Genomic DNA, 11,341 nt, shown 5'->3' with positions numbered 1-11,341 from the left:
AACGAAGGTGACGAATGGCCCAAATGCCGCGGCTATGAACTATCGCATGGGTCCGGGGTCGAACGGAGCACTCTGCGCGGCGATCGGGACGTCATCGGCCAAATCGACGCACGCAAGGTTCGACAGGAAGCCCTGTAGGAGAAAATTCTAAGGAGGTGTGCAGCGCGTTGTCAACGAGGCTGGCTGCACAAATTTCGCGAGGTGCATGCGCAGCAAATCGGCATGACCCCTTGCCCCGACCTCTGCGAAGATGATTTCCTTGATGCGTCGCGTCGCCGAAAGTACTCAATGACCAAGCCCTCCATTCCAGTTGGCATCATCTGCTCGCAGCACGGGCCCTATCAGGCCATGGGACGCGAGATCCTGAAGAGCGCCATGATGGCGGTCGACGAAATCAACAATCAGGACGAGTTCGACTTCGCGATATCTGCGCATGTCCGCGATCCCCGCGGAATTATTTCGGAGTACCACACGGTCTGCGACGACCTCATTCGCAACGTCGGCGTCGAGCACATCATCGGCTGCTACACCTCGGCCTCGCGCAAGCAGGTGCTGCCGATCGTCGAGCGTACCGACCGCCTGCTCTGGTATCCGGCGCGCTACGAGGGGTTCGAATGCTCCGACAACGTCATCTATGTCGGCGCCTCACCCAATCACAACGTGCTGCCGCTGGTGCGTTACGTGCTCGATAATCTGTCGCGCGAAATCTTCTGTGTCGGCTCCAACTATGTCTGGACCTGGGAAACCAATCGTGTCACCCGCGAGCTGGTGACGGCGGCCAAAGGACGCATTCTCGCCGAACGCCTGCTCGAACTCGGTGAAAGCGCGGTCACGCACATCGTGGACGAGATCGTGCGGCGCCGGCCGCCGGTCGTCTTCAACACGCTGGTCGGCAGTTCGAGCTACGACTTCATCCGCGCCTTTCATGCGGCGACCGCCGCGGCCGGCCTCGACATCCCGATGCTGAGCTGCAGCCTGTGCGAGCCCGAGCTCAAGATCGCGGGTCCCGCGTCGGCCGGATGCATCACGTCGTCGGCCTATTTCGAAAGCATTCGCCTGCCCGAGAACCGGGCCTTCGTGGCGCGCTGGAAGGCGCGCCACGGCGAACACAGCAGCCCGTCGGTCGACGGGCAATCCGCCTATGTCGCGGTCTATCTGCTGGCCCGCGCGCTGCAGCGCGCCGGCACATCCGATATCGGCGAGGTGCGGCGCGCCGCGGCCGGCCATCGCTACAATTCGCCGCAAGGTCCGGTCTGGATCGACGGCAGCAACAACCACTGCGTCCTGACGCCGCGGCTGGCCGTCTCGAACGCCGAAGGACAGTTTGACATCTTCTGGGAAGCTGAAGCGCCGGTCAGACCGGATCCTTATCTGACGCAGCTCGACATCGCCGCCAGCCCGGCAAGGGATGGAACGTTGCCGAATGCGCCGCATTTGCGGGTTGTGAAATGAGCAAACCGTCTTCATTTTCACTGCGCGGGCGCAAGGCGCTCGTCGCCATCAAGGATGAACGCGATGCCTCGATCGTCAGGCGGCAGTTCGAGCGCCTCGGGATCGAGATCGTCACATGGGAGCCCGGCACCAATATCGACTGCCGTCCCGACGTGACGCTGATCGATGACGAGTTCCTGCCGCTCACCTCGCCGGCACAGCGGGCGTCGCTTGGACGAAGCCCGGTCATCGCCCTGCTCGGCACCGAGACGCCGAGCCGTCTGAAGCTGGTGCTCGACCTCGATCCGGCGTCATTTCTGGTGAAGCCGCTGCGCTCGGCCGGAATCTATGCCGCGCTCGTCCTGGCTTTCGAACGCAGCGAGCGCACCAGCGAGCTGAAGCAGCAGGTGCTCAAGCTGGAGCAGCGGCTGCGATCCCGCCGCGTCGTGCTCGCCGCGGTCCTTCAGGTCATGCACACCCATGCGCTAGCCGAGCCGGCTGCCTTTGCGCTGATCCGCCGCGCCGCCATGGAGCAGCGCAAGACGATCGAGGAACTCTCGGCGGAGATCACCGCAAAGGGCTCCTTGCCCCGGGCAACGGGCTAGCTCCTGCGCCTATTTCTTCAGTTCCGCGTAGAGCTGCATCACCCGTTGCGGCAACACCTCGATGCGCGGCACGCGGAGCGCATAGCGCTCGCCGAAAATCCGATCGAGCTGGGGAAATCTGTGCTCGCCGATGCCAAAAGCAAAGATATCGGTGCCGCGCCGCCGCAGCTGCTGGGCGGCACGGCGCGCGTCCTCGACGAGATATTGCGCATCCGGCACGTCGATGTCGGACGGCTCGCCGTCGGTCAGAACCAGCAGCACCTTCCGGAACGCGCGTCGTTCGGCGAGGTAGCCCCCGGCATGGCGCAATGCCGCGCCCAGCCGGGTGGAATGGCTGCTGCCTAGGCCCGCAAGACGCGCACGAACCACGGCGTCCATCGGCTCCGCAAAGCCCTTGATGCGCAGATAGCGCACCCGCTCGCGGCCGTCGGAGCTGAAACCATGCACCGCAATCGCATCATTGGCGGCCTCGACCGCGGTCGCCATGATCGCTGCGGCCTTGCGCTCGACGTCGAGAACGGTCCGGCCGCGGCGGTCACGGTCCGCGGTCGATTGCGACAGGTCCAAGAGCAGCAGGATGGCGAGATCGCGCGGTCCGGGCGCATCGCGCTGGTAGACCCCGGGCTCGCTGATATTGCCGGTGCGCCGCTCGATCGTCAGGGCGATCGCCGCGTCAATGTCGAGCGCGTCGCCGTCGCGCTGGCCCTTGTGTCTGATACGGCGGCCGATCGACGCGTCGCGGGTCAACTCCGTGATCCAGCGCATCGCCTCGGCGTCCGTCGAGGAATCGAAGGGCTGCGCGGAAACGGCGGCATCGGCCTCCAGGATCGTGGTCCAGTCCGGCCGCTCGGTACGCGCCGCATAGTCCCATTCCGGGTAGGTCGCGACTGGAAACCCATCCAGCAGCGTGACCGCGCTGGCCTTCGCGCGCAACGTCTCGTCCGGCTTGGCGTTGTCGTCGCTCGATTGGGCACCCGCATCGTCGCGCCGCTCGATCCGCACGGAATCGACGGCAAGTTCGATCGTCTCGGCCGGACTGTCCGGCTGGTCGCCGAAATCCCACAGCGCCAGATTGTCGTCGCGATAGGCAGGTTCGACGACGTAGCTCTTGGCGTTGAACTGCAGCCGCATCTGCCCGATGTCGTTACCGAGCAGGCCACCGATCTCGCGGCTGATGGCGGGATCGCTCCAGCGGCCGGCGGCCGCGGCAAACAGCTGTTGTCCCTTGGCCACCCACGCATCCGGATCCTGATAATCGGGATCGATCAGCGCCCGTGTCAGCCGCATCATCAGTCCGGCTGCGGTTGCCTGGCCGGCCGGCGTCGCGCTGTGGAATGGCAACCACAGCCGGCGCAGCCCGGGCATCTCGCGGAGCGCCAGCGTCTCGACCCGGGCATCCTCGATCAGCGAGACCAGCGCGAGCTGCAGCGCCTTCAGTCGCCCCACCGGAAAGCGGGCGATGGAATGCACCAGATGCGCGCCGGCATGCGCGACCGCCGCGAGATAGACGGCGTCCGCTGCCTCGCCTTCGAAGCCGGGAAAGGTCTGCGGCAGACCGACGAGCCCGGCGGTGAGCGAAGTCCGCCGCGGCACCGGCGTCGGTGCGACGGCAAGTTTGCGGAAACGCGGCTTCCTGTTCCACAACGCGATCGTGGTTGCAGCGAGCCGCTTCTCAAGCCGCGCGAAATCATCGCCGCTCCGGCCGGCTGCGAACAGTTGCGCCGAAAGCTGATCGTCGAGCGCGAAATAGGCGCGGCGGCGCGACGTGCGACCGCCGCTCGCACGCAAGCCGGCGGAAACCCACGCCGCAAACTCCTCGCCGCCGGCATGCGCCAGAAACTGCCCCAGCCTGCCGATCGCGAGGCTCGCCGATTCCGGCCCAGTGGCGGCGAGTTGGTCGAGCGCGACGAGGACCGCGGTGAGTTCTCCTGCACCCGCAAGCCGCGGCAGCACCTTGGACAATTCGGTCAGCAACGCATGGGCGACGCGGCTTCCGGCACTGCAGCCGATGTCCCGGACCGCACGGCCGATTGCGATCAGATCATCGGCCGATCGCTGCACCGGCCATTGCTCCGATAGACGCAGAAAGCCCTGCACCACGGCTTGACCGAGATTGGCCTCGAACAGGGCGTGCACGGCCTCGTCCCAGAGCGCCAGATCATCGAACCAACCCGTTCGCTGCAGAGCGGCACGCGCCGCCTGCACGGCCGCAGCTACATCGTCATGGCCGCGCAAGAGGGCCGCAAGCCGACGTCCGGACCGGAAGCTATCGAGCGAACTGATTTGCGCGACCGCCACCTGCAAACGTCCACTTACCCGGAGGCCGAGATCACGTCGCGCAACGTGTTCCTGGTGTCCGCGTCATCGGTCAGGGGCACGACGATCGTGGTCTCGCAGGCCTTTTCGAGGCTGATGCCGCATCCGATCAGGCGGCCGGCATTGACCAGCATCCGGGTCGAGGCGCCTTCGTCGAGCCCCTGGCCCTTCAGGTTGCGGCTGTGCTGGGCGATCTTCACCAGAAGATCGGCGAGGTTGGGCTCGATGCCGGCTTCGCGCGACACCACCTCGGTCTCGGCCGGCCGGTCGGGATAGCCGAAATCCAGCGCCGCGAAGCGCTGCTTGGTGGATTCCTTGAGGTCCTTGATCGCGCTCTGGTAGCCCGGATTGTAGGAGATCACGAGCTGGAAGTCGGAATGGGCGTGGATCAATTCACCGCGCTTTTCCAGCGGCAGCACACGACGATCGTCGGTCAAGGGATGGATCACGACCGTCGTGTCCTGGCGCGCCTCGACGATCTCGTCGAGGTAACAGATCGCGCCAAGACGCACGGCGGTGGTGAGCGGCCCGTCACTCCACACCGTCCCCTCTGCGTCGAGCAGCCAGCGCCCCACCAGATCCGCCGCCGTCATGTCCTCGTGGCAGGCGACCGTGATCAGCGGGCGGCCGAGCCGCCAGGCCATGTATTCGATGAAGCGGGTCTTGCCGCAGCCGGTGGGCCCTTTCAGCATCACCGGCATGCGGTTGGCATAGGCTGCACCGAACAGTTCGACCTCATCCTTGAGCGGCCGGTAATACGGCTCCTCCCGGATGCGGTACTGGTCGAGCAGCAGGGCGGGATTGGACAAGCTCACGCCTCCCATGATCGCGCAGGCAGCCGTTCGCAACCGGTCGATATCACGATGCGAGCAGCTCCTTGAGCTTGCCGTCGATGAAGGCGACATCGACCGGATTGGTCCCGGGCCCGCCGGCGAAGTGGCCCCAGATCGACGGTACCGGCACGAGCTTGGCGTTCGGCATGTTCTCGACCTCGAACGCGCTGTCCTCCGGCGGGAAATAGAGATCGGTCTGCCCCGGCATGACATAGGCCTTGGCCTTGATCGCCCTCAGCGCGGCCTTGAAGTCGCCATTGTAGATTTCGTTGTCGCTGATGTCGCCGTGCTGCCAGGTCCACAGCATGGTCAGCAGGTTGTTGGGATCCTTCGGCAGGAAGAAGCCTTCCCAGAACGCCACCAGGAAATCCTCCAGCGACGAATAGCCCAGCGTCTTGATGTCGAGCTGCTCGCGATAGAAGGCCTGCGAAAAGCCCCAGCCGGCATAGACACGCGCGGCGGCGCGCAGACCGCGGGCCGGCTTGTCGGTGTACCAGCCCTCCTTCCACGCAGCATCCGCGGTGAGTGCCGCCTTGACGCCTTCGAGGAACACGAAGTTGTGGCGCGAGCATTTGGCCGAGCCGCAGAACGGCGCCAACAGATCCATCATATCCGGATAGAGCGCGCCCCAATGGAACGTCTGCAACGCGCCCATCGACCAGCCGACCACCAGACGGATGTGCTTGATACCGAATTTCTCGGTCACCAGCCGGTGCTGGGCGCGGACATTGTCATAGGCGGTCACCTGCGGGAAGCGCGGTCCGTTATACGGTTCCGGCGTGTTGCTCGGCGACGACGACAGCCCGTTGCCGAGCATGTTCGGGATGATGATGAAGTACTTTGCCGGGTCGAGCGCCCTGCCCGGTCCGATCAGCCATTCATTGTCGTAGTGCTGGCCAGAGTACCAGGTCGGATAGACGATGACGTTGTCCTCGGCCGCGTTGAGCTGGCCATAGGTCTTGTAGGCGAGCTTGCAGTCGCGAATGGTCGCGCCGCGCTGCAAGGTCAAATTGCCGAGATCATGGATCTGATAGTCGACGCTCATTGATGTACCCTTCTTGCTTGATCGAGCTGATCGCTTACGCGGGACGCGCCACCTTTTCAGTCGGAGACTCCACCCGTGCGATCGCTACGTACACGATGCCTGCGACCACCGCGGCGGAGATCGCAGTTGACAGTCCCGGCATCAGGTTTTCAACCGCAAAGGCAAACAGCGACCCGATGCCCCAGGCGATGAACGGCTTCGCACGCCAGTCCACGTCCGCCCGCGCCTCGCCGCGCAGCAGATACTGGTCGACCAGGATGATCGCACCGATCGGCGGCACCAGGATGCCGAGCAGCGACAGCCACTGGATGAAGAACGCCCAGACATTGCCGGCAGCCACCAGGATGCCAAGCGCGCCGAGCACCACCGCCATCAGCCGCATATTGGTCCCGAGGATGCGCGACCAGCCGGTGGCCGCATTGTACAGGCAATGCGAGCAGACGGAGCCTAAATTGGCATAGAGGAAGACGAACGCGAGGATGCTGAGCCAGGTCAGCTGCTTGCCGTTCATGTAGCCGAACATGTTGTCGACACCGAACGGATTGGCGTTCGGCACGGCGAGCGCCGCCGTCATCACGCCGCCGACCAGCATGGCCACCAGATTGGCGAACGGAAAGGCGCTGAACGTGGCGAACAGCGAGGCCCACGCGCTCGGCGCCCAGCGGTTGAAGTCCGCCGTCACCGTGCCGGCGTCGATGAACAGCGCGAGCACCACCGTGAGGCCGACGCCCATCGACATGCTGGCGACGCCATTGTTGCCGGCATAGGCGAAGATCGCCGCCGACGTCGTGGTCGAGGCGGCATCGGCCGCGACCCAGAGGCCGAGCACGACAAACAGCGGCACCGACGCCAGCCCGATCCAGTGCAATCCCTTCACGCCGACGAAGGTAATCCCGATATAGAGCACGCCTGCGACGATGGTCATCGCCACATAATTGAGGCCGTAGGTCGAGGAGATCAGCGCGCCGGTGATGCCGGTCTGCACCGCATACCAGCCGAGCAGCAGGGTCGACAGCAGGCCCGACGCCAGCACGTAGCCCTTCTTTCCGAACACGATGCTGGCGATCAGCGCGAAGTTCATGCCTCGCCTGGTGCCGATCAGGCCGAGCGCGCCCACATAGGCGAACATGATCAGGTTGCCGACGATCATCGCCACCAGCGCATTCTTGAACCCCATGCCCAGCACCAGCAGCGATCCGGTCATCGCGCCGGTGATGATCATCGGAAAGCCCAGCCACACCATCGTGACCGAGAAGGCGCTGCGCCGGGCGCTCATCGGCACTGGCTCGTGCTCGAATTCATGGCCGAGAAGGTCGTCGATCTGCCCTTCGGTCTGATGAACCAGCCCGCTATTCGATTGACCGCTCATGATGTCCCCCCTGTTTCCTCCGCGAGGAAGTGTCCGCCGTTGCATCGAACCACGCCGGCGCGAAACATCGCGCCGGCGCCGATCGTCGATGTCACTCAACGATGTGCGACTTTCTGGTTCGGAATGCCCTCGATCGGGCATTCGTCGGTTCCGACGGTCGGACGGGTCATCGCCTCGACCATTTCCCGGGTCCCCTCGGGGTCGGTGATCCAGTTCTTGTAGAAGGTGTAGGGGCAGACCGCGTGACCGCGATCGCCGTCGCCGGAGTTGATCAGGCCGGTATAGCCGCGGTGCATCAGCTTGAAGAGATGGTTCTGCGACTGCATGTTGCGGCGGGCGTCACGGATCAGCGACACCGAGAGCTGCGCGTACTGGATGCCGTTCTCCTCAGTGCCGCACTCGCCGAGCGTCCTTCCGTCGAAGCCGATGAGCGCGGAATGGCCGAAGTAGGAATAGACGCCGTCGAAGCCGGAGGCGTTGGCGACCGCGACGTAGCAGTTGTTGGCCCAGGCCATCGACTTCGAGATCTGGATCTGCTGCTCCTTGGCCGGATACATGTAGCCTTGGCAGCGCACGATCAGCTCGGCGCCGCGCATTGCGCAGTCACGCCAGATCTCCGGATAGTTGCCGTCGTCGCAGATGATCAGGCTGATCTTCAGTCCCTTCGGCCCGTCCGAGACGTAGGTGCAATCGCCGGGATACCAGCCCTCGATCGGCACCCACGGCATGATCTTGCGATACTTTTGGACGATCTCGCCCTTGTCGTTCATCAGGATCAGCGTGTTGTACGGCGCCTTGTTGGGATGCTCCTCGTGGCGCTCGCCGGTCAGCGAGAACACACCCCAGACCTTGGCCTTGCGGCAGGCGTCCGCGAAGATGCGGGTTTCCTCGCCCGGTACCGACGACGCCGTCTCGTACATCTCCTTGGAGTCGTACATGATGCCGTGGGTCGAGTATTCCGGGAAGATCACGAGATCCATGCCCGGCAGGCCGAGCTTCATGCCCTCGACCATCTTGGCGATGTTGCGCGCGTTATCCAGCACCTCGGCCTTGGTGTGCAGGCGCGGCATCTTGTAATTGACCACGGCAACGCCGACCGTGTCCTTGCTGCTCGATATGTCTCCATGCAACATGTCTCGACTCCCTTTCCTGAGCGATAATTCCCGCTACACGGCCATGTGCAGCTGGATGAGATCATCGGTGAGCTCACCGATCGCGCCCTTGGCGACGACGCGTCCCTTTTCGAGCAACGCGAAGCGATGAGACGCACGCCGCGCGAACGCGACATTCTGTTCGACCAGCACGACCGTGATGCCGCGCTCGCGATTGAGGCTGACGATCACGTCCTCGATCTGCTCGACGATGTTTGGCTGGATACCCTCGGTCGGCTCGTCCAGCAGGATGACCTTGGGCTTGGCCAGCAGCGCACGCGCGATCGCAAGCTGCTGCTGCTGGCCGCCGGAGAGGTTGCCGCCATAGCGATTGAGAAAGTCCTTGAGGACCGGGAACAGCTCGAGCACCCACTCCTCGATGCCGTTGGCCGATTTCGCGGCAAAGGTCCCGAGCGTCAGGTTTTCCCGCACAGTGAACTTCGGCAAGATCCCGCGGCCCTGCGGCACATAGGCAATACCGGCCTTGGCGCGCTGATAGGTCCGCAGCGGCGAGATGTCGGCACCGTCGAGCGACAGCCGTCCGGTGCACCGGTCCATCAGGCCGAGGATGCTGCGCATCAGCGTGGTCTTGCCGACGCCGTTGCGGCCGAGCACCGAGAGGAATTCGCCATTGCCAACCGTCAGGTTGATGCCCTGCAGGGCGCGGCTGTTGCCGTAGAAGGCGTCGACGTCGGTCAGCTCAAGCATGGCTGATGCCTCCCGATCCGAGATAGGCGCGGCGCACTTCCGGATGTGCCTCCACTTCCGCCGCGGTGCCCTCGGCCAGCATCTGGCCCATATGCATCACCGAGATGATGTCGCCGATCGCCTTGACGAAGCCCATGTCGTGCTCGACAACGATCAGCGTGTGCTTGCCCTTCAGCCGCGCGAACAGTTCGGCGGTCTTGCGGGTTTCCTGTGCCGTCATGCCGGCGGTGGGCTCGTCCATCAGGATCAGCTCGGCGTCCTGGGCGACCAGCATGCCGATCTCCAGCCACTGGGTCTGACCGTGCGACAGATAGGCGGCCGGCCGCTCGAGCTGCTCGGTGAGCCCGACCAGTTCGGCCAGACGCTCGACATGCTCGCGCCCTGAGTTGCCGATATTCCAGCGCAAATTGCCAAGCACGGAGGTGCGGCGGGCTCGCGCCACTTCAAGGTTCTCGGAGACCGAGAGCTCGCGGAATACGCTCGGCACCTGGAACTTGCGGCCAACGCCGGCGCGAGCGATTTCGTATTCCTCGAGATCCTGTAGCGCAGTGCCATCGAAGCTCACCGTGCCCGCGCTCGGCTTCACCTTGCCGCAGATGATGTCCAGCGCCGTGGTCTTGCCTGCGCCGTTCGGCCCGATCAGGCAGCGCAGCTCGCCCTTGCGCACGCTCATGTTGAGAGCATTGAGCGCCTTAAAGCCGTTGAAGCTGACCGAGACGTCGCGGAGATCGAGATGGGAGCTCATGTGCTGCCCTCCGTCTGGCCGACGCCTTGCGCCACCCCGCCCGCGGCCGCATGGCGGCGCTGCACGATCCAGCGCAGCACGACCTGCGCAAGGCCGGCGAGCCCCTTCGGCAGGAACAGCACCACGAGCACGAACAGCGCGCCCATCACCAGCGTCCAGGTTTCCAGGAACGCCGCTGATTCCGACAGCGCGCCCTGCATGCCCGCCACCAGCACCGCGCCAAGGAACGCACCGACCAGGCTCTGCCGGCCGCCGACCGCGCACCACACCACCACCGAAAGAGAGAGCTGCACGCCGAGGAAGGTCGGCGAGGCAAACTCCATCACCACCGTGTAGAGCATGCCGGCAAGGCCCGCGATCGCCGCCGACAGCGCGAACACGAAGATCTGGTAGAGCGCGACGTCGTAGCCGAAGTAGCGCACCCTACTCTCATGGTCTCGGATCGCCTGCACGATCAGGCCGGCCTTGGTCCTTGTGAAGGCAAAGGCGACAAGCAGGCTGAGCAGGACACAGCTGGCGACGAGATAGTAGGTTGCGCGGCCATAGGCATCGAACGCCACGCCGAAGATCTCGAGCTGGGCGAGATCGGTGATGCCGTTGAAGCCGCCGGTGTAGCTCTGCTGGTCGATGATCACGAGATTGATCACCACCATGGTGGCGAGCGTGATGATCGAGACATAGACGCCGGTGACGCGCCCCCGGAACATGAACCAGCCGAGCGCCGCAGCGACCAGCGCCGGCACGATCAGGCCCGCGGCGATCGCGAAAGTCAGCGAGCGGAACGGCTCCCAGAACCACGGCAAATGCTGGACATTGTTCCAGACCATGAAGTCCGGCAGTCCGCTCGCCCCCGTATGCACCGGCACGGTCTTGAGCTTGAGCGCCATTGCCATGGCGTAGGAGCCGAGCCCGAAGCTCATCGCCTGGCCGAGATTCAGGATGCCGCCGAATCCCCAGGACAGCCCGAGCGATACCGTGAGGATTCCCAGCACCAGATAACGCGCGACCTTGTTGAGCAGGAAGTCGTTGTTGAGCAGCACCGGCAGCGCGAACACCACGGCGCAGACGATCAGCAGAGGCGCAAGCTGCGCGATCAGGCGCTGCAATCCGCTGGAGTTAGGAACATGCGACGGCATAG

Annotated in this window: 10 protein-coding genes; 2 read left to right on the top strand and 8 right to left on the bottom strand. The window is 64.5% G+C overall.

The genetic code is table 11. The annotated features are described in order from the left end of the window. Window positions 1-288: 288 nt before the first annotated feature. Together ACVWYP_RS20425 and ACVWYP_RS20420 are read left to right on the top strand one after the other, a co-directional pair. Window positions 289-1,452: a transporter substrate-binding domain-containing protein gene (locus tag ACVWYP_RS20425; RefSeq protein WP_028345130.1), complete on the top strand. Its 1,164-nt coding sequence runs from the start codon at window positions 289-291 to the stop codon at window positions 1,450-1,452. Beyond that, entirely contained in the window at window positions 1,449-2,036 is a 588-nt protein-coding gene (locus tag ACVWYP_RS20420) for an ANTAR domain-containing response regulator (RefSeq protein WP_304499571.1), read from the top strand. Before ACVWYP_RS20425 ends, ACVWYP_RS20420 begins: the two co-directional genes overlap by 4 nt. A gap of 9 nt (window positions 2,037-2,045) precedes the next feature. On the opposite strand, the gene ACVWYP_RS20415 is transcribed toward ACVWYP_RS20420, so the two are convergent. The 8 genes from ACVWYP_RS20415 to urtC form a co-directional block, all read right to left on the bottom strand. Continuing rightward, window positions 2,046-4,334, bottom strand: a complete 2,289-nt coding sequence (locus ACVWYP_RS20415; protein ID WP_304499570.1) for a nitric oxide reductase activation protein NorD — start codon at window positions 4,332-4,334, stop codon at window positions 2,046-2,048. A gap of 14 nt (window positions 4,335-4,348) precedes the next feature. Further along, entirely contained in the window at window positions 4,349-5,176 is an 828-nt protein-coding gene (locus ACVWYP_RS20410) for a CbbQ/NirQ/NorQ/GpvN family protein (protein ID WP_304499569.1), read from the bottom strand. Between the two features lie 34 nt (window positions 5,177-5,210). Further along, window positions 5,211-6,230: an alpha/beta fold hydrolase gene (locus ACVWYP_RS20405; protein ID WP_304499568.1), complete on the bottom strand. Its 1,020-nt coding sequence runs from the start codon at window positions 6,228-6,230 to the stop codon at window positions 5,211-5,213. 34 nt (window positions 6,231-6,264) lie between these two features. Then, on the bottom strand, window positions 6,265-7,599 hold the full coding sequence (locus ACVWYP_RS20400) for a purine-cytosine permease family protein (RefSeq protein ID WP_304499567.1): 1,335 nt from the start codon (window positions 7,597-7,599) through the stop codon (window positions 6,265-6,267). 95 nt (window positions 7,600-7,694) lie between these two features. Further along, window positions 7,695-8,732 carry an aliphatic amidase gene (locus ACVWYP_RS20395; protein WP_028331418.1) on the bottom strand — a complete coding sequence of 346 codons (1,038 nt, stop codon included), beginning with the start codon at window positions 8,730-8,732 and terminating at the stop codon, window positions 7,695-7,697. A gap of 33 nt (window positions 8,733-8,765) precedes the next feature. Then, the gene (gene urtE / locus ACVWYP_RS20390) at window positions 8,766-9,458 is read right to left on the bottom strand and encodes an urea ABC transporter ATP-binding subunit UrtE (RefSeq protein ID WP_028345134.1); all 693 of its coding nucleotides are present in this window, start codon (window positions 9,456-9,458) and stop codon (window positions 8,766-8,768) included. Further along, a complete protein-coding gene (gene urtD / locus ACVWYP_RS20385) occupies window positions 9,451-10,203 on the bottom strand; it encodes an urea ABC transporter ATP-binding protein UrtD (RefSeq protein ID WP_304499566.1) in 753 nt (250 codons plus the stop codon). The genes urtE and urtD overlap by 8 nt, the downstream gene beginning before the upstream one ends. Then, window positions 10,200-11,339, bottom strand: coding sequence for an urea ABC transporter permease subunit UrtC (gene urtC / locus ACVWYP_RS20380; protein ID WP_304499565.1), 1,140 nt, complete (start codon window positions 11,337-11,339; stop codon window positions 10,200-10,202). The genes urtD and urtC overlap by 4 nt, the downstream gene beginning before the upstream one ends. Window positions 11,340-11,341 lie beyond the last annotated feature (2 nt).

The organism is Bradyrhizobium sp. USDA 3262 (assembly GCF_054060035.1).
The sequence above is the reverse complement of the archived record's forward strand: the minus strand, read 5'-3'. Positions and strand labels throughout refer to the sequence as shown.

Bases quoted from the DNA above. Each gene is read 5' to 3' on its own strand.
- ACVWYP_RS20420 (WP_304499571.1), top strand. From the start codon at position 1,449: ATGAGCAAACCGTCTTCATTTTCACTGCGCGGGCGCAAGGCGCTCGTC.
- ACVWYP_RS20425 (WP_028345130.1), top strand. From the start codon at position 289: ATGACCAAGCCCTCCATTCCAGTTGGCATCATCTGCTCGCAGCACGGG.
- urtD (WP_304499566.1), bottom strand. From the start codon at position 10,203: ATGAGCTCCCATCTCGATCTCCGCGACGTCTCGGTCAGCTTCAACGGC.
- ACVWYP_RS20395 (WP_028331418.1), bottom strand. From the start codon at position 8,732: ATGTTGCATGGAGACATATCGAGCAGCAAGGACACGGTCGGCGTTGCC.
- urtE (WP_028345134.1), bottom strand. From the start codon at position 9,458: ATGCTTGAGCTGACCGACGTCGACGCCTTCTACGGCAACAGCCGCGCC.
- ACVWYP_RS20410 (WP_304499569.1), bottom strand. From the start codon at position 5,176: ATGGGAGGCGTGAGCTTGTCCAATCCCGCCCTGCTGCTCGACCAGTAC.
- ACVWYP_RS20405 (WP_304499568.1), bottom strand. From the start codon at position 6,230: ATGAGCGTCGACTATCAGATCCATGATCTCGGCAATTTGACCTTGCAG.
- ACVWYP_RS20400 (WP_304499567.1), bottom strand. From the start codon at position 7,599: ATGAGCGGTCAATCGAATAGCGGGCTGGTTCATCAGACCGAAGGGCAG.
- urtC (WP_304499565.1), bottom strand. From the start codon at position 11,339: ATGCCGTCGCATGTTCCTAACTCCAGCGGATTGCAGCGCCTGATCGCG.